This window comes from Nonomuraea sp. NPDC005650, from assembly GCF_040605375.1.
Classification (GTDB): domain Bacteria; phylum Actinomycetota; class Actinomycetes; order Streptosporangiales; family Streptosporangiaceae; genus Nonomuraea.
Genome location: NZ_JBEXCR010000005.1, coordinates 45,539 through 67,802, shown reverse-complemented (window position 1 = coordinate 67,802; position 22,264 = coordinate 45,539). Strand labels below are relative to the sequence as shown.

Below are 22,264 nucleotides of genomic sequence, written 5' to 3'. Positions count from 1 at the left end.
GCGGCGGCTCTGACGCCGTCGTCAGTCCCGGACGCGCGTGGACCAGACGATCGCGTACGCGACCGCCAGAAGCCCGAGGACGCGGGTGGTGTCGGTCATGCCGATGGCCGCGGTCATGGGGGCGACCGCGAGTGTCGACACGCCCTGGAGCGCCGACGAGAGGCTGAAGACGAGCACCATGACGCGTCCCCGGAGGTGATCGGGCGTCGCCAGTTGCAGGCCGTTGAGGGCGAGGATCGCGCACGCGCCCACCCCGAGGTGGCCGGCCAGGGCGGCGGCCATGCCCGGGCCGAGTCCGGAGACGTGGGCGAGGACCAGGTATCCGAGCCCGAAGACGGCCAGGGCCGCCGCGGCCACGTACAGCCGTCGACGGGCCGAGCCGCCCGCGAGCCGCCTGCCCGCGAAAGGGCCGCCCGCGAGCCACCTGCCCGCGAAGGGGCCGAGCACGGCGCCGAGCCCCTGCGCCAGGTACAGGGCGCCGACGCCCGCGTCGCCGACGTGGAAGCGGTCGAGGGCATAGACGGGCAGGAGCCCGACCATTCCGTAGCAGAGCCGGAGCCCCGCGGTCAGCCACAGCCAGGCGGCGGCCACCGGGGTGGCCCGCAGGAACCGCCAGAGCTCGGCGGTGTCGGCCCGGATCCGCAGCCGGCGCGTCGACACGGCGCTGGAGAACGACCGCTTGATCCGCGCGACGAGCAAGGCGGAGAGGACGAACGAGGCGGCGTCGACGACGAGCGTGGCCGAGGGGCCCCAGGCGGCGGTGACCACGCCCCCGAGCCCCGCCCCGACCAGCAGGCCGGCCGAGTACAGGCTGCCGAGCGCGGTCTGGGCCACTGACAGGTCCTTGCCGGAGACGAGGTTGGGCAGCGCCGCCTCGGGGATGGGCCCGGCCACCGCGGCGAACACCGACAGAACGGCCAGGCAGACCAGAGCCGCTGCCACCGAGCCGGTGTGGAAGGCGACCAGCAGGCCGGCGACCGGGACCACCGAGCCCAGGTCGCAGGCGATCCGAAGACGCCGCCGGTCGAAGCGATCGGTGAGCGGGCCGATCACCGGGAACAGCAGCACTCCGGGAAGGGAGTTGATCGCGAACAGCAGCGCCGTCCACCCCGGCGAGCCGGTGCTGTGGTAGACGAAACCGCTCAACGCGACGAAGGCGAACCAGTCGCCCGTCAGGCTCAGCGCACAGGCGCCGAGGAGGCGCCGGAAATCGGGGTTGGCGCGCACCAGCGCGAAGAGGTTGCCGGAAGGCCGGCGGCATGCAGAGAACACTCGGTGACTCCAGCGGTGTCGGAAAAGGGCGACGTCGTCGGCTCCGCGGGGGCGCGGGCTGCCGGACATGTGCTGGTCAGTCACAAAGGTGCTGCATGGCAGCATGGTAGATCACCGTCGGGCGGGCCTGCCCGCCCGACGGTGATCACCTGGTCTCGCAGGACTTCGGCAGAAGGGGCCGCTGCGCGGTCCACCCCGTCTCGGGCGTGCGCGCGGTGTAGATCAGGATGTCGCCCCCGGAGCTCCCCGGCGCGTAGCCGGCCCGGGACAGCATGGCGCCGGTCCGCGGGTCCAGGAACTCATGCGTGTACGAGGGAGATCCCGTGTCACGGGTGAAGGTGACGGACAACGCCTGCCTGCCCAGCGGATCGGTCGCCATGCCATGCACCGTGGTGCCGGGCAGCTCGGCCAGCAGGCGCAGGATCGCGGCACCCCCGCGAGCGGGCCGGTGAAACGCGCGGCGTCCACCCGATCGAGGACCCGATCCAGCACCGGGTCCCCGTGACCGTCCCAGTCACGCTCCGCCGCGCAACGCCACGAGGAAGACCTCGGCGGCCAGGTCGTCGGCGTCGTCCGCGGGCAGGCGGCGAGCGATGTATCGGTGGATCTCAGCGAAATAGCGGTCGAAGAGACCAGGGACCACCAGCCGATCCGTCCCGTTACGCGTGTTGTACACGATCACACCCGTTCTTGCCGCAAGGGAGGGAATGCTTTCACGCTCGCCGGAACACCTCTGGGCCCGGCGCGGTCGTACACCGCGGCCCGGTTTCGCGGGCGGGATGAAAGTTTCACCGGCGGTTCGGGCCTGTGGTGAATCCCTGGCCAGCGGCGATGCTTTCCGGGTCAGCGGGGTTGCAGTGACGCATTGACGGGGGGAAAGCGCTTTCCTACTGTGGCCATCGGTTTCGCCCGCGCCACCGTACCGACCCCATGGAGAACGATGATGCGCCTGAAAGCCGTCCTCACCTGCGCCGGCCTGTTAGCCGGTGTGTTCGTCGCACTGTCACCGACCGCCGCACAGGCCGCCCCGACGCGGTACGAGGCGGAGAGCTCGCCCGCGGTCTGCACCGGCACCATCGACAGCAACTGGTCCGGATACTCGGGCAGCGGATTCTGCAACGCCAACAACGCCATCGGCGCCGGCGCCCAGTTCACCGTCAACGCCGGCGCGGCCGGGACGGCGACGGTGGGCGTGCGGTTCGCGAACGGCACCACGACCGCCCGGCCCGCCGACCTGATCGTCAACGGCTCGACCGTCCAGAACGTCTCGTACGAGGGCACCGCCACGTGGGACACCTGGGTCACCAAGACGCTCACCGTGACGCTGAGGTCGGGCAGCAACACCATCCAGCTCAACCCGACCACCGCGAACGGCCTGCCCAACGTCGACTACATCGACGTCGAAGCGGGCACGACTCCCCCGCCGTCGGGTGCCACGCTGTACGTGGCGCCGAACGGCAGGGACGGCGCGACCGGGACGCAGTCGGACCCGACGACCCTCACCTCGGCGATCACCCGGATCGCCGCCGGCGGGACGATCTACGTCCGCGGCGGGACCTACAACTTCTCGTCGACGGTCACCATCGCGGCGGGCAACAACGGCACCTCGAGCGCCCGCAAGAAGCTGTCCGCCTACCCGGGCGAGACCCCGATCCTGAACTTCTCGGCCCAGAGCGAGGACTCGGCCAACCGCGGCCTCGCCCTGAACGGGTCGTACTGGCACGTCTACGGCATCATCGTCGAACGCGCCGGCGACAACGGGATCTTCGTGGGCGGCAGCAACAACATCATCGAGCGCACGGAGACGCGCTTCAACCGTGACACCGGGCTGCAGCTCTCGCGGATCGCCTCGGACACCCCCCGCGATCAGTGGCCGGCCAACAACCTCATCCTGAGCGCGCTGTCGCACGACAACGCCGACTCCGACGGCGAGGACGCCGACGGCTTCGCCGCCAAGCTCACCGTCGGCTCCGGCAACGTCTTCCGCTACTGCGTGTCGCGCAACAACATCGACGACGGCTGGGACCTCTACACCAAGACGGACACGGGAGCCATCGGCGCGGTGACCATCGAGGACTCGCTGTCGTACAACAACGGCACCCTCAGCAACGGCGGCCAGGCCGGCAACGGTGACCGCAACGGCTACAAGCTCGGTGGCGAGGACATCGCGGTCAACCACACCATCCGGCGCAACATCGCGTACCGCAACGGCAAGCACGGGTTCACCTACAACCGCAACCCCGGCACGATGTCGGTGTCGGACAACGTCAGCATCGACAACACCGAGCGCAACTTCTCGTTCGACGCCGGCACCTCGGTGTTCCGCAACAACGTCTCGTGCCGCAGCGGCAGCGGCACCAACGACCGGATCGTCGGCAACTCCGACAGCTCGAACCAGTTCTGGTCCGGCTCGAACGGGTCCCGCTGCTCCTCCTACAGCGGCACCCTGAACTGGTCGTTCGCCTCGGACGGCCGCCTCGTCGTGACCTTCGGCGGCGTTCCGGTGACGCCGTAACGAACCCCGTCACCGGCCGGGCCGGGCGAGCACGCCGCCGTGCTCGCCCGGCCCGCGCCGCGTCAGAGCGACGTGGCGTCGATCGGGAGACTCGTCAGTACGCGGGCGTCGGGCACCGAGCCCGTCAGCGGAGTGCTGTCGTGGTACCTGAGCTCGTAGACCCGCTCCACGAACCTCCAGCCGTCCGGGATGCGCCGGTAGCGGTCGTGGTAGATGGCGTAGTTCAGGTGCGAGCTGCCGTCGCGGAAGCGCCCGAACTCCGCGACGTACGCGCGGCCGGCCGCGGTGTCACCCTGAAGCTGGATCGTGCCCGGGTGCACGGTCTGCACGATGTACTCCCAGAGACCCCGTAACCGCTCGATCCCGGCACGGATCTCCTCCCGGCCGACGATCTCTACGCCGACGTGGGGAATCCGCCACGCGCCGTCCGGGGTGAACAGCGACGCGAGCCGGTCGTAGTCGCGCATCATTCCCGCGTCGGTGAACTCGCCGCGCAGCGCTTCGATCTCGAAACGATCTGCGATGGCCTGCAGGTCGCTCATAGGTTTCCTCCCTGGTCACATTTGGTGGACTTCGCGGGTCTACTGGTACGACACCCCGCGAGGAAGGAACGTGACACGGTGGATGAGCGCGAGTGGCTGGCGGAGCGTTTCGAGGAGCACCGGGCCCGGCTGCGAGCGGTCGCCTATCGGATGCTCGGTTCGCTGAGCGAGGCCGATGACGCCGTACAGGAATCCTGGCTGCGGCTCAGCCGGACGGACCACAGCAACCTGGACAATCTCGCCGCGTGGCTGACCACGGTGGTGGCGCGGGTGTGCCTGAACATGCTGCGCTCGCGCGAGCAGCGGCGCGAGGAGCCTCTTGAGGCGCGGATGCCCGATCCGATCATCAGCGGCGCGGACGGCGGCGGTCCCGAGGAGGAGGCGCTGCTGGCGAACTCGGTCGGGCTGGCGCTGCTGGTGGTGCTCGACACGCTGACGCCCGCCGAACGGCTCGCCTTCGTGCTGCATGACATGTTCGCGGTGCCGTTCGACGAGATCGCCCCCATGATCGACCGCACTCCGGTCGCGGCCAGGCAGCTCGCCAGCCGCGCCCGCCGCCGGGTGCAGGGCCAGGCTCCCACCCCCGACCCCGATCTCGCCCGGCAGCGCGAGGTCGTCGACGCGTTCTTCGCCGCCGCCCGTGACGGCGACTTCGACGCGCTCGTCGCCGTCCTCGACCCCGACGTGGTGCTGCGGGGCGACCCCGGCCTGCCCTCGGGCCGGACCGTCACGGTCCGCGGCGCGCAGGCCGTGGCCGCGCGGGCGCTCACGTACACCCGGGTCGCCCCGTTCGCGCGACCGGCGCTGGTCAACGGGGTCGCCGGAGTCGTGGCCGTCGTGGACGGGCAGGTGTTCTCGGTCATGGCCTTCACCGTCACCCGCGGGAGGATCGTCGCCATCGACGTGCTCAGGAACCCCGAGCGCCTCGCCGAGGTCGACCCGACGGTCCTCGACTGATCCGCCGCCGGTCACACCCGAAGTCGACCCGACGGTCCTCGACCGATCCGCCGCCGGTCACATCCTCCGATCGGCCCGGGTCATAGAGGCGACCCGGCACCGAGCACGAGGAGAGGCTTGACCATGACGCAGCAGACCATCGCCCCCGGGCGCTACCGGATAGACCCGCGCACCGCCTCCGTACGGTTCACGATCAAGGAATTCTTCGGCCTCAACACCGTGCGCGGGACGTTGGCGGTGCGCGAGGGCGAGATCACCGTCGCCGAGGATCCGGCACGCTCCGCCGTTCACGTCGCCGTCGACGCCGCCAGCCTCACCACCGGCCGGCCGCGCCGGGACCGCGACGTGATCTCGCGCCGCTTTCTCGACGTGGCCCGGTGCCCCGAGCTGACCTTCGCCAGCCGGACGATCGCTCCGACCGGCGCGGGCAGCGCCGCGATGGCCGGGATCATGACCGTACGGGGAGTCGCCCAGGAGGTGCGCTTCGAGGTGACCGAGTCCCGATCGTCCGGCGGGGAGTGGCGCCTGGTGGCTCGCGCCAGGATCGACCGGACCGCCTTCGGCGTGCGGGCCGCGGTGCCGTTCGTCGACCGGTTCGTCGACGTCGAAGTGGAGATCACACCTGGGGTGACGCTCTAGCGTCGGGCGCCGCCCACGGGAGGGCCGGGCATGGGGCGCGCGCGTGGCCGGCGCATCAGCAGGACCGCGCCCAGCACGAACAGCAGCCCCACTCCGGCGGCCGTGCCTCCCACGGCCACGTAGGTCATGTCGATCGGCGGGTTGGAGGTCGGCGCGGCGACCGGCCCGCCGCCGAAGTGCTCCTTCCCCTTGTACGGGGCGGCCGCGATCTTGGCGTCCTTGGCCGCGCCCGCCGCCCGCACCGCCGCCGCCGCGTCGATCAGCCCGAAGCCGAGGAACACGTTGTAGCCCGACGGCGGCTTCCTGGCGGTCCGCACCAGGATGTCGCGCACCTGCCGGGGCGTCAGGTCGGGATTGCGGGACAACATCAGCGCCGCCGTGCCCGCCGCGAGCGCGCAGGCGGGGGAGGTGCCGTCGCCGGCCCGATAGCCGCCGCCGTTGTCCGCGGCGTAGATGTCCACGCCGGGCGCGCTGATCGTGTTGTACGTGTGCACCTGGGAGAACTTCGCCCGCACGCCGCCGGGCCCCGTCGCCGCCACCGCGATCACTCCCGGGTAGGCGGCCGGGTAGGAGACGACGTTGTTCGCGTCGACCTCCAGCGGGTCGGTGGATCCGCCGTTGCCCGCGCTGGCCAGCAGGATGGTCCCCTTGCCGAGGGCGTAGTCGACGGCCGCGGCCGTGGTCTCGTCGTAGCCGCTGCCCAGGCCCCACTCGTCGGTGCCGAGGGACATGGAGATCACCCGGGCGCCCTTGTCGACGGCGTACCGGATGCCCTTGGCCAGCGCGGTGCCCGCTTTGACGCTCTCCTTGTCGGCGGCGATCTGCCCGGACTTGGCGGCGGCCTCCGCGCGCTTGCGCGCCGGGTCCTCCCGGTCCCAGATCACGCGTACCGAGAGCACCCGCGACTGGGGGGCGACCCGCAGCACGCTGGAGGCCATCGCGGTGCCGTGCTCGCCCCAGAACGACTGTCCGGGCCGGGCGCCGCCGCCGATGAAGTCGGGGCCGTTCGTCACCCGTCCGCGGAACTCCGGATGGCTCTTCACGACCCCGGTGTCCAGGACCGCGACGGTGATCCCCTTGCCCTGTCCGAGCCGCTGCGCGGCGGCCACCTTCATGGCCTGCTGTTCCCAGCCCCGCGGCGCCTCGGCCACGGCCGGCGCTGCGGTGGCCGCGACCAGCCCCGCGACCAGTGCGGTCGCGCAGGTCAACCTGCGGATCATGCCCCTACCTTCCGGGTCTCGGCGTACAGCCGAGTGGCCAGGCTTTCCGCGAGCCCTTGGGCGGTGTACGCCCACGCGTCGCGGTCCTCCCGCTGCGGGAAATCCCTCCTGCCCCACGGTTCGGGCAGCCGCCCGGGCCTGCGGCCGTCCGCCGGTCCCGTGGTGACCGCCACGAACATGGGCGCGTCCCCGACGATCCGCCCGCCGTTCCCGGTGCGCGCGGAGTCGTTCCACCGGGTGCCGGGCGCGGCCAGAGCGCGGACCGCGTGGTCCGGCTTCCGCTGCGCCTCACGGACGATGCCCTCCAGATCGGCGCCGGAGCCCAGGGCGCGGAACGCGACCAGGGCCACCGTGGCGGCCGTCCCTCCGGTGTCGTCCACGTACGTGGCGCGCAGGGTCGCGACGCAGCCCTGCTTCGCGGCCACCCGGGCCAGCTCGCCGGAGAGCCCCGCCCGGCAGGACGTGTCGGTGGAGATCGCGGCCCTGGTCCAGCCGCGCTCGTCGTTCGGGGAGGTGTAGCCCTTGTCGGGGTGCTCCCGGCCGAGCTGCGGCGGGAACAGCATCTCGACGGGCACGTTGCGCCACAGCTCCCTGGAGTACTCCGGGTTGTGGATGACCTGCCGGCTGTTGGAGTAGGCGTGCGCGATGAGCGCGCCACCGCCGAGCACGGCGAGCAGCCCGAACCCCGCGATGACCAACCCCAAGACGACCCGCCAGGCACTGCGCCGGGGTCGCTCCGGCGGGTACGGGTACGGCTCCGGCGCGGGCGGCTGCCCGGGTGCGTACGGGTGGGGAGGCCCGGGGAACGGCTGAGGGGGATGGGACCCCGGCCCGGAGCCGGACGGGGGGTACATCATCGTCTCTCCTGTCGTGCGAGCCGGCCGATCGGGGAGAGGCGCACGGTTCCGTTTGAACCCCTCTGATCGATTTGCGCCATCTGACCCTATCGGTCTGACAGCCGCCTCGCGCCCACCCGTGAGGCGTCGACGACTGTGCGTGACCTAGACCTTCGAGCTCGCGTTCGTCAGGCGAAGAACCGCGTCAGGTGTTCGACGACGAGCTCGGGCTGCTCCTCGGGGAGGTTGTGGCCGCTGTCCGGCACGAGCACCACCTCCCGGGCTTCTCGCCGTCGTGTTCGGCTCGCCTCAGGAGTGAGCCGCGTTTGCCTTGACACTGACGTCAGGGATGTAGCGTGACCGCGAATTCCGACCCTGAGGATGACGATGAAATTCGCGATCAGCTACTCGACGGCCGACGGGCTCGACCCCGACAGGCTCGTCGCCTTCGCCCGCGATGCTGAGGAGTGCGGCTTCGAGGGGCTGTACCTGCCCGAGCACGTCGTGCTGTATCCCGGCGCCACGCTCGGCCCGTTCGCGTTCCCGCCGTCCCTGCCCTACCCCGATCCGCTCGACTGCCTGGCCTTCGTCGCGGCGGCCACCCGGCGCATCCTGCTCGGCACCGCCGTGCTGCTGCTGCCGTACCACCACCCCGTGGTCCTGGCCAAGCGCCTGGCGACCATCGACGTGCTGTCCAAGGGACGGATGCGGCTGCTCACCGTGGGGCTGGGCACGCTGCCCGGCGAGGCCAGGGCGATCGGAGTCGACTTCGGCACCCGCGGACGACGTACCGACGAGGCCATCGACGTGCTGCGGCTGCTGTGGGAAGGCGACGAGAAGGGCGTCAGCTTCGACGGCGAGTTCTTCGGCTTCGACGACGTGACCAGCTACCCGAAGCCGCACTCCGCCACCCACCTGCCGATCCACATCGGCGGGTCGAGCAGGGTGGCCGCCCGGCGCGCCGGTCGGCGCGGCGACGGCTACTTCCCCGGCGGGCGGCTCACCCCGGAGGAACGCGCGACCCAATGGGAGCTGGCCCGAACCGCCGCCGCGGAGGCCGGCCGCGACCCCGGCGCGCTTGAGTACACCCGATGGGGGTCGATCGACCTGTCCGCCGAACAGGTCGAGGCCCTCGCCGCGCAAGGCGTGACCCGCCTCGTGGTCAGCCCCGCCTCGGCGGAACCGGAACAGCAGCGCGCCGAGATGTCCGCGTTCGCCGAGCGGTTCGCCCTCGACAGCGCCGGCTGACCCCTGAACCGCCCGCCGCCGGCCGGGGTCGGGCACGCGCGCACCGAGAACTTCCATGAAGACTTTGGATGCGGAGATCGCTCAGTTGGTTCTGCGAAACCGGCGTGCTTTTTCGCACATCCTGACAATCTTGACGATGCCGAGCGTGGTCACCCTAGGATCACGGCCCATGATCCTGACTGTCGCGCTCAGCGCCTCCCTCGCCCTGACCGGTTCGCCCGCTCATGTCGCCACCAAGCCGGTGACGTTCCAGGGGTTCACCCTCCAGGTCCCCGCCCAGTGGCAGGTCAAGAAGGAGGGCGTCAACCTGCGGGTCGTCACCGGCGCCTGCTCTCCCCGGGCCGCCGAGTGCAAGAGCTTCCTGCTGGGCGGCCCCCAGGCGGTCAAGTACGCGTCCGAGGGCAGCTCGTACCGGCCTGACCAGCCCTATCACCCCAGCAGCGGCGTGACCGAGTGCATACCGATGAAGAAGTACGGCAGCGGGCAGGCCACCCGCGTCAAGACCTCCAAGGCGGCGTTCGGGGCCGGACAGCAGGCGCGGTTCACCGAGTGGAAGGTGTCCTGCCACGGCAGCAAGCAGAACGTCGCCTCTTACATCCAGCGCGTCTGGTACGTGAAGGCCAAAAAGGTGATCGTCGTCGACCACTGGAAGACGCCGGGTCTGGGCGCCATCCTCAGCAAGGCCGTGTGGGGGTGACTGACCCCGTCATGAGACGGGTTCCGTGCCGCCGCTTTCCGCGGCGCGCTCGATCGCCGCGAGAACCCGGTGATGGCGCGCGGCGGCGTGGAAGTCGGGGGACGCGGGGCGCCCCCCGGTGAACGCCGGGGCGATCTCCCGGTAGAGCGCCGCCACGTTGGCCACCGGTCCGGCCGCCGGGTCGAAGGGGACCGTGCGGTACGCGTCGGGGACGGCGAGGCTCCCGCTCTCCCCGTACACCGCGACCGAGGCGGTGGCACCGCCGTCGAGAAATCCATGGAGCAGCACCTGGCCGGGCACCCGGTTGGCGGCTGCCTGAACGTGAACACCGTCCAGGCGTGCGGTCCCGACGCCGCCCCCGTCCGCGAGCTGGCGCGGGCCTGTCGCATGGCCGGGGAGACGGCCCTTCGGCGGCGCCTTGAACAGGCCCCCGACCTGCCTCCCGGCCACGAACCGGCCACCCTGGCCCGGCTCGTCCACACCGTCTCCGACGGCATCGCGGTCCAGGCCGCCGGGGGCCGTACCCGCCAGGAGCTGCGCGAGATCGCCGACCTCGCCCTGCGCGCCCTCTTTCCGGACCGGCCCGGCCCGGCTCAGCCTCGGGCCGGGTCGTAGGGCGCAAGCCACTCAGAACCTCAGGATCGGATGAGCGCGGCCAGGAGGTCGGCGGCCGGGGCCAGCGCGGCCTCGTCCAGGTCGAAGGTCGGCGAATGATGCGGCCCGTACGCCCCGGCACCCACGAGAAGGTATCCGGCGAGTCCGCCGCGTTCCTGGACGTGCCGCATGAACAGCGTCGCGTCGTCGCTCGCGCCCAGGGGCCGCGGTGGCAGCAGGCGCAGGCCGCAGCTCGGGGCGAGGGTCTCGATCCTGCCGAGGAGCGCGCCGTCGGTGGTCGCGCTGGTCGCCCAGCCGGTTCTGGCGATGTCCACCGTGACGCCGTGCATGGCGGCCGCGCCGTGGAGGACGTCGCGGGCACGCCGCTCCAGGTCGTCGTGCTCGGCGGCGCCGTCGGCCCGGACCTCCGCGTCGAGGACGGCGTAGGCGTTGACGATGTTCGCCGCACCGGGTGCGTGCAGGGTCCCGACGTTGACGCGGGTCGTCGCCCGCGCGTAGCGGGGCAGCGCGTGCAGGCCCAGAACGGCGGTCGCCGCCGCCAGCAGGGCGTTGCGGCCCTGTTCCGGCGCTCCGCTGGCGTGGGCGGCGATCCCGGTGAACTCCGCGCGCAGTTTCGAGGTCCCGTACAGCTCGGTCGCGGCCGCGACGCATCCGTCCGGGGTGCCGAAGCCGAGGTGGACCGCCAGCATGACGTCCACGTCGTCAGCGAGCCCGGCGGCCACCATGGGAGCGGCGCCGCGGACCCCCTCCTCGGCGGGCTGGAACAGCAGCCGCACGGTGCCGGGGAAGCTCCTGTCGGACAGCAGGGCCGCCGCCCGCAGCGCGATGGCCACGTGCCCGTCGTGCCCGCAGGCGTGCATCGAGCCGTCGATGCCCGAGCCGAACCCCTGGACCGCGGGGTGGTGGCCGCCGGAGCGGCTCTCCTGGATCGGCAGGGCGTCCATGTCCACCCGCAGGCCGACCAGCGGACCCGGTCGATCGCCCGGCAGCTCCGCGACGAAGGCGGTGTTTCCGTCGCGGAAACGGCGCACCGACGCCGCCGGCACGCCCCGCGCGGCGGCCCGCTGGACGGCGGCGTCGAGCTCCTCGCGGCTCGGCAGACCGGGATGATCGTGCACGTCGACGAGGTCGGGGCCGCCGCGTAGCCGCCAGCCCAGGTCGGACAGCAGGCTCCAGGCGAGGTCCGCGGTCTCGATCTCGAGGAAGCCGATCTCGGGCCGCCGGTGCAGCCGCCGCCGGACGGCGGTCGCGTCCAGCGGGTCCGGCCGCGCCTCGGATCGCCGGTCCGTGCTCACGGAGGTCCCTCGGCGAGGGCTTGGAGGACGGCGGTCGTGAACTGCTCGGTGTTCGCCGTGCCGCCGAGATCGGCGGTGGCGGTCCCCGTACGGAGGACGTGCTCGAAGGCCGACACGAGACTGGCCGCCGCGGCGGCCTCGCCGAGATGGTCCAGCATCATGGCCGCCGCCCACAGGGTGCCGACCGGATTGGCGATGCCCTTGCCGGCGATGTCGGGCGCCGATCCGTGCACCGGCTCGAACATCGACGGGTACGTCTTGGTGGGGTCGAGGTTGGCGCTGGGCGCGACCCCGATCGACCCGGCCAGGGCACCGGCGAGGTCGGAGAGGATGTCGCCGAACAGGTTGGAGGCGACGATGACGTCGGCGCTCTCCGGCCGCAGCACGAGGCGGGCGGCCAGGGCGTCGATGAGCACCTTCTCCAGCTCCACGCCGCTGCCGGCGGCCACCTCGGCCACCACCTCGTCCCAGAACGGCATCGTGTGGATGATGCCGTTCGACTTCGTCGCCGAGATCAGCCGGCCCGAACGTTCCCGGGCCAGGTCGGAGGCGAAGCGCGCGACCCGTTCGATGCCGGCCCGGGTGAACACCGCCTCCTGGACGGCGAACTCGCCGGGCCGGCCGCGGTTGACCCGGCCGCCGACCTCGCTGTATTCACCCTCGACGTTCTCTCGTACGACGACCAGGTCGATCGGGGCGTCCGAGCGCAACGGCGAATGGATTCCGGGCAGCGACCGGACCGGCCGGAGGTTGACGTACTGCACGAACTCCCGGCGGATGGGGATCAGCAGACCCCACAGGGTGACGTCATCGGGGATGTCCGGCGCTCCGACGGCGCCCAGCAGGATGGCGTCGCCGGAGGCGAGCTGTTCGAGGCCGTCGACGGGCATCATGCGCCCGTGCGCCCGGTGGTGGTCGCACCCCCACGCGCGGTCGCGCCACTCGATGGCGAACCCGAAGGTCTCAGCCAGGCGGTCGACGCAGCGCACGGCGGCGGGGACGACCTCGGTGCCGATGCCGTCACCGGGGACGACGTCGACGACGTGGCGCCGCGTCGTCCCGGTGCCGGTGTATTCCTGGGTAGTCGTGGTCACGACAGCTTCGTGTCCTTCGTGAGCAGGGTGCGCTCCAGCGGGTCGGTCGGCAGGTTCTGGACGTTGTCCGCGACGCCCATGGTGAGGCTCTCGTGGACGAGCGGGACGAAGGCCACGTCGGTGGCCAGCTGGGTGGCGATCTGGCCGTAGAGGGTGTGGCGCTTGGCCGAGTCCGCCGTGCTCCCGGCCTCCTCGACCAGGGCGTCGACCTTCGAGTCGCAGTATCCGGCGAGGTTGAAGCTGCCCTTGCAGGTTTCGTCCGTGCGCAGCATGCTGATGGGCTCGGGCAGGTCGATGAGGTGGTTGCGGGACAGCAGCGTCGCCTGGAAGTTGCCGCTCATGAGGTCGTCCTCGACCGAGGCGTACTCCCCGGTGCGGATCTTCACGGTGATGCCGGCCTCGGCCAGCTGCGCCTGGATCACCTGGGCGAGGTCGGCGAACTCGGGCCGGTCGGAATAGGCGATGAGCTCGAAGTTGAGGGAGGCGGGGTCGATGCCGGCCTCGGTCATCGCGGCCTTGGCGTCCGCGGCGGTTCCCTGCACGGGCTTCAGCTCGGCCGGCGTCCAGGGCTCGTCGGGGGTGAACGGTCCGGCCGCCGCGGTGGCGGTGCCCTCATAGACCGCCTTGACGATGGCGTCGAGTCCGATGGCCTTCTGGATCGCGCGGCGGGCCTCGACCTTGTCGAAGGGGGCCTTGCGGGTGTTGAGGTAGAGGCCGGTGGTGCGGGGCAGCGGCGTCTGCTGCAGCGTGATGTTGTTGTCACCCTTCAGGGTGGTGAGGGTGGTGACGGGGAGGTTGGCGGCCACCGAGACCTCACCGGCTCGCAGCTGGGTGGCGCGGGTGGCGCCGCTCTCGGCGTAGCGGATCTCGGCGCTGCCGAGGGCGACGGCCCCGCCCCAGTAGTCGGCGTTGGCGGTCAGCGACAGCGACTGGCCGGTTCCGATGCTGGCGATCTTGAACGGTCCGGTGCAGGTGCCGACCGGGTTCGTGGTGCTGCCGGAGAACGCCTCAGGGGCGAGGATCCCGGTGTTGGGGACGCTGACCCGGAGCGGCAGGAAATGGTCCTCCTCGGGCGTGTCGATCCGTACGGTCCGGTCGTCGACGGCGGTGACCGAGGCGATGACGCTGGGGGCGAAGCTGCGCGGCGGCGCCGTGGCCTTCAGCAGCCGGTTGAGATCGTCGGCGACGACCTTGGCGGTGAGCGCGGTGCCGTTCTGGAACTTGGTCTCGCGGATGGTGAACGTCCAGGACTTGGGCGCCGTCTGCTTCCACTCCGTCGCCAGAGCGGGCTGGGCCTGGTTGTCCTTGCCCACGGCCACCAGGGTCTCCAGGCAGCCGGCGCGGGTGAGGGTGAAGGCGTCGTCGGTCTCCAGGGCGTACCCGGAGTCGGGCGCCCACAGGTCGGCGATGACCAGCTTGGAGCTGCCGCTCGCGGTGGGGTCGGGACTGCCGGAGTCGAATGAGCAGCCGACGAGGACGACAAGGGCCGTCGACAAGCTGGCGAGGGTGTTCAGGGTGCGTGCCATGCTGGTGTTCCTCCGAACGTCATTTGGGGGGCGAGCAAGGGAATGGGCACCACGGCATGACCGGTTGACGTTCGTTTGTCCCGGTCGGATGGGCAGCGGACGGATGGTTGCCGGTGAGCGAGCTCAGCTGATGGAGGTCAGCCGGGCCGCGATGACCTTGGGTGCGGTCATCGCCACGACGGCGCTGGTGACGCCTTCCCGGCCGATGCCGCTGCGGTGGAAACCGCCGAACGGCATGGCGTCGATGCGGAAGTCGGAGGTGTCGTTGATCATTACCGCGCCGGCCCGCAGGCGGCGGGCCGTGCGCAGGGCCGCGGTGGTGTCGCGGGTGAAGACCCCGGCCTGCAGGCTGGTGGCCGCGCGGTTGGCCTGGTTCACGGCGTCTTCGAGGTCGGCCACGGCCAGCACGCTGACCACGGGGCCGAAGATTTCGTCGGTGACGATGGGATCGTCGGGGGCGAGGTCGGTGAGGATGGTCGGCTGGTACGTGGCTTCCTGACGGACGGCTCCCGCGCGGACGACCGCGCCGCGGGCGACGGCCTCCTCGACCCGGTGCTCCACGCGCCGCGCGGCCGCCACGTCGATCAGCGGCCCGACGTCGGTGCTCTCGTCATGTTTGCTGCCGACGCTCAGGTGAGCGGTCATGTGGGTCAGGTGGCCGAGCAGTTCGTCGTAGTGCTGGGCGACCACGTAGACCCGCTGCACCGACAGGCAGTTCTGTCCCGCGCACCCGAACGCCCCTTCGGCTATCGCCTGCGCGGTCGCCATCAGGTCCACGCCGTGGTCGACGATGACGGGGTTGGATCCGCCCAGCTCCATCAGCAGGGTCCGGGCGCCGGCCAGGCGGGCCACCTCGTCGGCGGTGCGTACCCCGCCGGTGAAGGAGACGACGTCGACGCCGGGGTGCGACACCAGCTCCCGCCCGGCGGTCGGGCCGCCCGGCAGCACGGCGATCCGGTCGCCGGGCACGCCTGCCTCAAGGAGCAGCTCGGCGAGGGCGAGCGCGGACAGCGGCGTCGCCTCGTGCGGCTTGACCGCGATGACGTTGCCGGCCAGCAGCGCCGGGCCGACCTTGTGCGCCACGAGGTTCAGCGGGTCGTTGAACGGGGTGATGGCGGCGACGACCCCGAGCGGTTCCCTGCTGCTCCACCCGAGCCGGTCCTCGCCACGGGAGGTGTCCTCGAACGGCACGCTGCTGCCCTGCAGGGCGTGCCCCGCGCCGGCGGACAGCTGCAGCGTCTCCGCCGCTCTCGCCACCTCCCGGCGGGCGTCTCTGATCGTCTTGCATCCCTCGGAGCCCACGATGGCGGTGAACCGTTCGGCCTGCTGCCTCAGCAGCTCGGCGGCGCGGTGCAGGGCCTCCCGGCGCCGCCACAGCGGCCAGTCGGCACGGTCGGCGGCGGTGCTGACCCGGAAGGTGTCCACGAGCGCGTCGACGGCCGCGCGTACCTCCGCGGCGGTGCTGTCGGCGACCTCACCGAGGAAGGCGCCGGTTTCAGGGTCGGTGACGACGGTGTGCCGCTCCGTCTCCCGCCAGCGTCCGCCGGCGAACGCCTTGCCGGGTGGGCTCCAGCGGGTGGTGACGGGCAGCGCGCCTGCTTCGGCGGCGCATCCGCTCAAAAGGCTCATGCGCCCTCCTTCGTCGGGCCCATGAGCCTGACAGGGCTGTGTCTAATTGGTCGCTCGCTACGCTCGCTCATACGGGAATCTCCTCAACGACCAGCCGGCTCCTGCTCTCCGCGGAGCGGTGACATCGGACGTGGTGGCCGTTTCCGGCGTCGACGAGGTCGGGTTGCTCGGTGCGGCATTGGTCGGTGGCCAGCGGACAGCGGGTGTTGAAGCGGCAGCCGGGAGGCGGGGAGACGGGGCTGGGCGGCTCGCCCCTCAGCTGGTCCTGCGCACCGGCGTCGATGCGGTGTCCCTGACCGGAATGCAGCAGCGCCAGGGTGTAGGGGTGCAGGGCACCCGTGAAGATGTCGTCGTGCGTGGCCATCTCGACGACCTGCCCGAGGTAGAGAACCGCCACCCGGTCGGCGAGGAACTTGACCACCCTCAGGTCGTGGGAGATGAACAGCATGCTCAGCGCCCGTGAGCGGCGCAGATCGACCAGCAGGTTCAGGATGGTCGCCTGCACCGAGGCGTCCAGGGCCGACACGGGCTCGTCGCAGACGAGCAGCTTGGGCTCCAGCAGGAGGGCTCGGGCGATGACCACCCGCTGCAGTTGGCCGCCGGAGCAGTCGCCCGGCCTCCGCTCCAGGAAGCTGTGGTCCAGGCCGACCTCCGCCAGCGCGGTGGCGACCCGCCGCAGGCGTTCCTGCGGCGTGCCGATGCGGTGCTGCTGCAGCGGGGCGAGCATCGATTCCTGCAACGTCATCCGCGGGTCCAGCGCGGAGTGCGGGTCCTGGAAGACCAGTTGCGCCGCCCGGCGCAGCTGGCGCAGTTGGGCGCCGCGCAGCTTGCCGACCCTCAGGCCGTCGACGTCGATCTGTCCGGAGTCCACCGGTACGAGGCCGAGCAGGAGCCGGGCCAGAGTGCTCTTGCCCGAGCCCGACTCGCCGACCAGCCCCAGCACCTCCCCCGTACGGATGCGCAGGGACACGTCGTCGACGGAGTGCACGTGCGGCCGGCGCCCGAACCCGTTCCGCGACAGCGGATAGTGCTTGGTCACGCGGTCGATGACGGCGATGTCGGAGTTCTGCGCGGGGTCGTTCATGCCGGAACCTGTCGTCGGGGGTCGATCGTGACCCAGCAGCGAGAGCTGCGGTGGGTGCCGCAGCCGGCGAGATCGGGTTCCTCGGTGTCGCAGTGGGAGCCCAGCTCCGTGTCGCCGTCCGCGACGGCGCAGCGCGGGCGGAAGCGGCAGCCGTGGCTGACGGCGCGGGCCGAGGTGGCGTTGCCGGGGATGGTGTGCAGATGGCCGGTGTCGTCGGACTGCAGGGTGGAGCAGCGCAACAGCGCCTGGGTATAGGGGTGCTTGGCGGCGGTGATGATCTCGTCGGCCGGTCCGTCCTCGACGATGCGGCCCGCGTACATGACGGCGATGCGGTCGGCGATGGAGGCGACGGTGGTGACGTCGTGGGAGATGAACAGGACCGACATTCCGGTCTCGACCTGCATGGCGGCGATCAGCCGGAGAATCTGCGCTTCGACGGTGACGTCGAGGGCGGTGGTGGGCTCGTCGGCGATGAGGACGTCCGGGTGGGCGGCCAGCGCCATGGCGATCATGACGCGCTGGGCCATGCCGCCGGACATCTGGTGCGGATGGTCGCCGGCGCGGCGTTCGGGATCGGGGATCCCTACCGCGGCGAGCAGCTCCACGACCCGGCGGCGGGCGGCGTGCCGGCTCATGCCGAGATGCCGTCGCAGCGGCTCGGCGACCTGGCTGCCGACCGTGGCGGTCGGGTCGAGCATGCGCTTGGGCTGCTGGTAGAGCATGGAGATCCGCCGGCCGCGGACGCCGTCCAACGCCCGTGAGGAGGCGGCGAGCAGGTCCAGGTCGCCCAGCCGCAGGCCCTCGGCGTGCATGTGCAACCCGGTCGGCAGCATGCGCAGCACCGAGTGGGCGGTCATGCTCTTGCCCGACCCCGATTCGCCCACCAGGGCCAGCACCTCGCCGGAGTCGAGGGTCAGGCTGATGCGGTCGAGGATGGGCGGGGCCTGTCCGGGCCGCCCTGCGTGAACGGTGAGGTCACGGACCTCCAGACGCGCGCTCATGGCTGCTCCCGGGGATGCGGTGGGGCTTGCTGGTCGTCGCCGTGGTGGAAGCCGTCGGCGTGTTCGTGGAAGATCCGGTCGCGCGGGCCCTGGTGGTGATGCGGGTGGGGGTGCAGGTCGCGCTTGGGCGGTTGGTCCGAGGCCGTCGGCTGGAGCTCGCCGACCTGGGCGAAGTGCCGGTCCAGAAGTGCCATGGCGGCGGGCCTGTCACCGCTGGCGATGACGTGCAGCAGTTGCTCGTGCTCGGCCGCCAGCTTGGAACGGTCGTTGTAGCTGTCGACGATCATCCGGAAACACAGCTGCATCTCGTTGGCGATGAGTCCGTACAGCCGATCCAGCCGGGTGCTGCCGGCGGCATGGACCAGCCGGCGGTGGAAGGCGAGGTCCAGGGCGGCCAGCGCGCTCTCGTCCGCGTGGCCGACGGCGTCCCGCATCCGCGCGACGATCACCTCGAGTTCGGCGACCAGGGCCGCGGAAACCCCCCGGGCGGTGACCCGGCGCAGCGCCTCCCGCTCGATCGCCTGGCGGGCGACGAAGATGTCCTCCAGGTCCTCTCTGGTCAAGGTGGGGACGAAGACCCCCTGGCGGGGGTAGCTGACCAGCAGGCCCTCCTGCACCAGACGCTGCATCGCCTCGCGCAACGGGCCGCGCGAGACCTCGAAGTAGGCCGCCAGCTCGACTTCGTTCATCTGGGTTCCGGGTGAGAACTCCCCGCCGAGGATGCGGTCGCGCAGCAGCCCCGTGACCACCTCCGTCAGCGTCCGCTTCGAGGTCTTGCTCGCCGGGGCCTGATGGCTCATGAGTGTGCTTCTCCGGGTTTGTGTGGTGTTCCCACCGCTCACGTTCTGCAGTCGCGGGAGCGGGTGAGCACTTTCGGTCTGGCCGCCGCGCGGGTGCAGCGGAGCTCCGCAGGTCATGAGGACCGCCCTGCCCGCGCCCGTCGCGTCTCCAGGCCGCGGCCGGTGAGCGTGACGCTGAGAGCGGCGATGAAGATCGCGGCACCGGGTACGAGGACCAGCAGCGGCGCGCGATCGAGGTAGGGGATGGCCTCGGACAACATCGAACCCCAGTCGGAGGACGGAGGCTGGACGCCGAGCCCCAGGAAGGACAGGGCGCCGGCGGTGATGAGCTTGTGGCCGAAGCGCACCGCCGCGTGGGCCAGCAACGGGGGCATGGCGTTGGGAAACAGGTGGCGGCGGATGATGAACCACCCCGAGCACCCCAGAGCCTGGGCCGCTTCGATGAAGTCGCGGCCGTTGAGTTCGAGCGCGACGCCACGGGCCAGCCGGCAGAACGGGGTCCACCCGCCGATGGTCAGGGCGAGCACCAGCGTCAGGTCACCGGTGCCGAGGACCGCGACGAGGAAGAGCGCGACCACCATCTCGGGGAAGGCCAGCAGGATGTCGGTGATGCGCATGACGACGGTGTCGAGCAGACCGCCCCGCCGCGCGCAGACGAACCCCACGAGAGTGCCGGTGACGGCGCAGATCACCAGCGTGACCGAGGCGACGGCGAGAGAGAACCGGCCCCCGTCCAGCAGCCTGCTGAGCACGTCGCGGCCCAGGTGGTCGGTGCCCAGCAGGTGGGCCCCGGAGATGCCTTCGAGACGCGCGACGAGGTCCTGCTGCGCCGGCGGATAGGGCGCCAGCCACGGTGCCAGCAGCAGGAGCGTGGCGATCACGCCGAACAGGATAGACCCGGCCAGCAACGCCGGCGGCCAGGTTCCGCGCCCGCGCCGAGCGGGGGCGGCGGCGGTCTCGACCGGTGACGGCGGAGGGGCGGCGCCGGGTTCGTCGCGACGGGCGTCGTCGCCGAAGACGTCAAGCACGGACACGGCTCGCCCTCGCAGTCGGGTTGATGACGGTGTAAAGGACATCGGTGAGGGTGGTGATGAGCACCGCCAGGGCGACGACCGCCACGACCCCGCCCTGGACGAGCGGGACGTCGTTGTTGATGACCGCGTCGTACATCTGCCGCCCCACCCCGGGGACCGAGAAGATCACCTCGACGACGACCGACCCGCCGAGCAGGCCGGCCAGCCAGACCGCGAACAGGGTCAGGACCGGCAGGACGGAATTGCGCAGCCCATGCCGCAGCATGGTCTGGGCGAAGCTCAGCCCGCGACCGCGGGCGGCGGTGATGTAGGGCGCCTCGAGTACCTCGATCATCGACGAGCGGGCGACCTGGGTGAAGTAACTCATCGGCCGCAGCGCCAGGGTCAGGCAGGGCAGCACCATCGACTCCACCCCCTGCCAGCCGGAGGAGGGCAGGGCGCCGAGCTTCAGGGCGAAGACCAGGACCAGGACCGGGCCCAGCCAGTACTCCGGCACGGCCACGAAAGCCTGCGTGACGCCGGTGATCGCCCCGTCAAGGGTGGTGCCGCGCCGTACCGCGCAGACGGCTCCCAGCGGGACCGCCACCAGCAGGGCGAGCAGGAGGGCGATGACGGCGATCGAGGCGGTGACCGACAGCGCCCGCATCAGCTGAGGGAGAACCTCCGTGCCGTTGGTGAACGACCGGCCGAGATCACCCTGCAGCGCCGAGCCCAGCCAGGACAGGTACTGCTGGAGCAGCGGCCGGTCCAGCCCGTACTCGGCCCGGAGGCGGGCCAGCGACTGCGGGTCCTGGACCAGGTCGCCCACCCGCGCCCGCAGGATCCGCGCGGCCGGGTCGCCGGGCGTGACGTAGGGGATGAGGAACACCAGGAAAGAGGCGACCAGCAGGGTCGTCACGAGGACGGCGAACCGTCTCAGCACGTACAACACTCGGGGACCTCCGGGCCGTCACACGTTCGCGGATCGATCAGCGCACGGCGTCGAGCGCACGGAAGAACGCCCCGGCGGCCGGCAGGAACCAGGGCGGCCCGAAGTGACCCGGGACCGGGGGGAAGGCCAGACCCTTCCAGGGGTTGACCGTGGGGTCGCCGCCGATGACGTCGGCCATGACCTTGCCCATGTGGGTGGCCATCTGGACCCCGTGGCCGCTGTAGCCGACGGAGTAGTGCAACCCGTCCCGCACGCCGGCATGGACCATCTGATCCATCGTCATGTCGACGAGCCCGCCCCAGCAGTAGTCCAGCCGGACGTCACGCAGCGACGGGAACACCTCGGCGACGGCCTTGCGCAGGATCTCGCCGCTCTTGAGGTCCGACTGCGCGTCCGACAGGGCGAATCGGGCCCGCCCGCCGAACAGCAGCCGGTTGTCCGGCGTGGGACGGAAGTAATACAGCAGGTTCTTGGTGTCCGACGCCATCCGCCGGTGCGGCATGAGCTGGGCGACGAGGTCGTCCGGCAGGGGCTCGGTGACGACGATGAAACTGCCTATCGGCACGATGCGGCGGCGCAGCCACGGGGTCAGCGATCCCGTGTACCCGCTGGTGGCGATCAGCACCTCCGAGGCGGTCAGGGCGCCGCGCGTGGTCTGCACCCGATGCCCCTGGCCCTGTCCGATGCGGCGGACGCCGGTTACCGCGGCGTTCTCCGCTATCAGAGCCCCGTGGCCGACGGCGGCGCGGGCCAGCCCCATGACCAGCTTCCCGACGTGGGCGCCCGCCCCGTTCGGGTCGACCTGCGCGCCGTGATAGCGGTCGCTGCCGAGCTCGTCCCGCATGCGGCCCCGGGGGACCAACTGGACCGAGCGGCCGACGAGTTTCTCGATCATCGCCGCCGAACGCTCCAGAGCGGCGTAGTGCGCCGGTTTGGCGGCCAGGGTGAGCTTGCCGGAGCGCACGAAGTCGCAGGCGATCTCCTCGTCGGTGACGATCTTCTCGACGGTGTCGATCGCGTCGTCGTACGCGATGAACATCGCCGTCGCGCGCTCCGCGCCGTACCGCTTGACCGCGGCGGGGAAGGAGATGGCCAGGCCGGTCGTGGCCATGCCGCCGTTGCGGCCCGAGGCACCCCATCCCACGGTGTGCGACTCCAGCACGGCGACGCTGACGCCGCGGCGAGCCAGATGCAGCGCGGTGGACAGGCCGGTCAGCCCGGCACCGATGACCGCGACGTCGACGTGGTCAGGGAGCTCGGTGCGGCGGAAGTCGCCGGCGGGTTCAGCGGTGTCGAGCCAGTAGCTGGTCAGCTTCACGACATCCTCCT

At 71.4% G+C, this 22,264-nt stretch carries 24 protein-coding genes; 6 read left to right on the top strand and 18 right to left on the bottom strand.

The features are described 5' to 3' along the window. Positions 1–21: 21 nt before the first annotated feature. The 3 genes from ABZS69_RS10090 to ABZS69_RS10080 form a co-directional block, all read right to left on the bottom strand. A complete protein-coding gene (locus ABZS69_RS10090; RefSeq protein WP_355369256.1) occupies positions 22–1,272 on the bottom strand; it encodes an MFS transporter in 1,251 nt (416 codons plus the stop codon). A 145-nt stretch (positions 1,273–1,417) separates the two neighbouring features. Continuing rightward, positions 1,418–1,651 carry a hypothetical protein gene (locus ABZS69_RS10085; protein ID WP_355369254.1) on the bottom strand — a complete coding sequence of 78 codons (234 nt, stop codon included), beginning with the start codon at positions 1,649–1,651 and terminating at the stop codon, positions 1,418–1,420. 135 nt (positions 1,652–1,786) lie between these two features. After that, positions 1,787–1,948, bottom strand: a complete 162-nt coding sequence (locus ABZS69_RS10080; protein WP_355369252.1) for a hypothetical protein — start codon at positions 1,946–1,948, stop codon at positions 1,787–1,789. Positions 1,949–2,215: 267 nt separating this feature from the next. On the opposite strand from ABZS69_RS10080, the gene ABZS69_RS10075 reads away from it, so the two are divergent. Further along, positions 2,216–3,787: a carbohydrate-binding protein gene (locus ABZS69_RS10075; protein ID WP_355369843.1), complete on the top strand. Its 1,572-nt coding sequence runs from the start codon at positions 2,216–2,218 to the stop codon at positions 3,785–3,787. 62 nt (positions 3,788–3,849) lie between these two features. Here the strand turns inward: ABZS69_RS10075 and ABZS69_RS10070 are convergent, their stop codons facing one another. Beyond that, positions 3,850–4,329, bottom strand: coding sequence for a nuclear transport factor 2 family protein (locus tag ABZS69_RS10070; RefSeq protein WP_355369250.1), 480 nt, complete (start codon positions 4,327–4,329; stop codon positions 3,850–3,852). Between the two features lie 78 nt (positions 4,330–4,407). Here ABZS69_RS10070 and sigJ point away from each other — a divergent pair, with 78 nt between their 5' ends. Together sigJ and ABZS69_RS10060 are read left to right on the top strand one after the other, a co-directional pair. Then, positions 4,408–5,286 (top strand): RNA polymerase sigma factor SigJ, encoded by an 879-nt coding sequence (gene sigJ / locus ABZS69_RS10065; RefSeq protein ID WP_355369248.1) that lies wholly within the window; start codon positions 4,408–4,410, stop codon positions 5,284–5,286. 123 nt (positions 5,287–5,409) lie between these two features. Further along, entirely contained in the window at positions 5,410–5,925 is a 516-nt protein-coding gene (locus ABZS69_RS10060; RefSeq protein ID WP_355369246.1) for a YceI family protein, read from the top strand. On the opposite strand, the gene ABZS69_RS10055 is transcribed toward ABZS69_RS10060, so the two are convergent. From ABZS69_RS10055 to ABZS69_RS10045, 3 genes are all read right to left on the bottom strand, one after another. Beyond that, positions 5,922–7,145, bottom strand: coding sequence for a S8 family serine peptidase (locus ABZS69_RS10055; RefSeq protein WP_355369244.1), 1,224 nt, complete (start codon positions 7,143–7,145; stop codon positions 5,922–5,924). The two genes, ABZS69_RS10060 and ABZS69_RS10055, sit on opposite strands and share 4 nt — an antisense overlap. Next, complete coding sequence (locus ABZS69_RS10050) at positions 7,142–8,002, bottom strand: hypothetical protein (RefSeq protein WP_355369242.1); 861 nt, start codon at positions 8,000–8,002, stop codon at positions 7,142–7,144. Before ABZS69_RS10050 ends, ABZS69_RS10055 begins: the two co-directional genes overlap by 4 nt. 167 nt (positions 8,003–8,169) lie before the next feature. Beyond that, positions 8,170–8,319, bottom strand: coding sequence for an alpha/beta hydrolase (locus tag ABZS69_RS10045; protein ID WP_355369240.1), 150 nt, complete (start codon positions 8,317–8,319; stop codon positions 8,170–8,172). A gap of 49 nt (positions 8,320–8,368) precedes the next feature. Here ABZS69_RS10045 and ABZS69_RS10040 point away from each other — a divergent pair, with 49 nt between their 5' ends. Both ABZS69_RS10040 and ABZS69_RS10035 read left to right on the top strand, forming a co-directional pair. After that, entirely contained in the window at positions 8,369–9,229 is an 861-nt protein-coding gene (locus ABZS69_RS10040) for an LLM class F420-dependent oxidoreductase (RefSeq protein ID WP_355369238.1), read from the top strand. Between the two features lie 169 nt (positions 9,230–9,398). After that, the gene (locus tag ABZS69_RS10035) at positions 9,399–9,926 is read left to right on the top strand and encodes a hypothetical protein (RefSeq protein ID WP_355369236.1); all 528 of its coding nucleotides are present in this window, start codon (positions 9,399–9,401) and stop codon (positions 9,924–9,926) included. A gap of 9 nt (positions 9,927–9,935) precedes the next feature. Here the strand turns inward: ABZS69_RS10035 and ABZS69_RS10030 are convergent, their stop codons facing one another. Further along, complete coding sequence (locus tag ABZS69_RS10030; RefSeq protein ID WP_355369235.1) at positions 9,936–10,214, bottom strand: hypothetical protein; 279 nt, start codon at positions 10,212–10,214, stop codon at positions 9,936–9,938. On the opposite strand from ABZS69_RS10030, the gene ABZS69_RS10025 reads away from it, so the two are divergent. Beyond that, a complete protein-coding gene (locus tag ABZS69_RS10025; RefSeq protein WP_355369233.1) occupies positions 10,203–10,541 on the top strand; it encodes a hypothetical protein in 339 nt (112 codons plus the stop codon). The two genes, ABZS69_RS10030 and ABZS69_RS10025, sit on opposite strands and share 12 nt — an antisense overlap. A gap of 20 nt (positions 10,542–10,561) precedes the next feature. Here the strand turns inward: ABZS69_RS10025 and ABZS69_RS10020 are convergent, their stop codons facing one another. The 10 genes from ABZS69_RS10020 to ABZS69_RS09975 all read right to left on the bottom strand — a co-directional run bounded on the left by ABZS69_RS10020 (position 10,562) and on the right by ABZS69_RS09975 (position 22,253). Next, positions 10,562–11,836, bottom strand: a complete 1,275-nt coding sequence (locus ABZS69_RS10020; protein ID WP_355369231.1) for an amidohydrolase — start codon at positions 11,834–11,836, stop codon at positions 10,562–10,564. Further along, positions 11,833–12,930 carry a tartrate dehydrogenase gene (locus tag ABZS69_RS10015; protein ID WP_355369229.1) on the bottom strand — a complete coding sequence of 366 codons (1,098 nt, stop codon included), beginning with the start codon at positions 12,928–12,930 and terminating at the stop codon, positions 11,833–11,835. The genes ABZS69_RS10020 and ABZS69_RS10015 overlap by 4 nt, the downstream gene beginning before the upstream one ends. After that, positions 12,927–14,456 carry an ABC transporter substrate-binding protein gene (locus ABZS69_RS10010; RefSeq protein WP_355369227.1) on the bottom strand — a complete coding sequence of 510 codons (1,530 nt, stop codon included), beginning with the start codon at positions 14,454–14,456 and terminating at the stop codon, positions 12,927–12,929. Before ABZS69_RS10010 ends, ABZS69_RS10015 begins: the two co-directional genes overlap by 4 nt. A 123-nt stretch (positions 14,457–14,579) precedes the next feature. After that, positions 14,580–16,085, bottom strand: a complete 1,506-nt coding sequence (locus ABZS69_RS10005) for an aldehyde dehydrogenase family protein (protein WP_355369225.1) — start codon at positions 16,083–16,085, stop codon at positions 14,580–14,582. A 67-nt stretch (positions 16,086–16,152) separates the two neighbouring features. Continuing rightward, positions 16,153–17,169, bottom strand: a complete 1,017-nt coding sequence (locus ABZS69_RS10000) for an ABC transporter ATP-binding protein (RefSeq protein ID WP_355369223.1) — start codon at positions 17,167–17,169, stop codon at positions 16,153–16,155. Then, positions 17,166–18,170, bottom strand: a complete 1,005-nt coding sequence (locus ABZS69_RS09995) for an ABC transporter ATP-binding protein (RefSeq protein WP_355369221.1) — start codon at positions 18,168–18,170, stop codon at positions 17,166–17,168. The genes ABZS69_RS10000 and ABZS69_RS09995 overlap by 4 nt, the downstream gene beginning before the upstream one ends. Beyond that, positions 18,167–18,970: a GntR family transcriptional regulator gene (locus ABZS69_RS09990; RefSeq protein ID WP_355369219.1), complete on the bottom strand. Its 804-nt coding sequence runs from the start codon at positions 18,968–18,970 to the stop codon at positions 18,167–18,169. The genes ABZS69_RS09995 and ABZS69_RS09990 overlap by 4 nt, the downstream gene beginning before the upstream one ends. Before the next feature lie 113 nt (positions 18,971–19,083). Further along, a complete protein-coding gene (locus ABZS69_RS09985; RefSeq protein ID WP_355369217.1) occupies positions 19,084–20,004 on the bottom strand; it encodes an ABC transporter permease in 921 nt (306 codons plus the stop codon). Further along, positions 19,991–20,935, bottom strand: a complete 945-nt coding sequence (locus tag ABZS69_RS09980; RefSeq protein WP_355369215.1) for an ABC transporter permease — start codon at positions 20,933–20,935, stop codon at positions 19,991–19,993. Before ABZS69_RS09980 ends, ABZS69_RS09985 begins: the two co-directional genes overlap by 14 nt. A 37-nt stretch (positions 20,936–20,972) precedes the next feature. Next, a complete protein-coding gene (locus ABZS69_RS09975; RefSeq protein ID WP_355369213.1) occupies positions 20,973–22,253 on the bottom strand; it encodes an FAD-binding oxidoreductase in 1,281 nt (426 codons plus the stop codon). Positions 22,254–22,264: the final 11 nt, after the last annotated feature.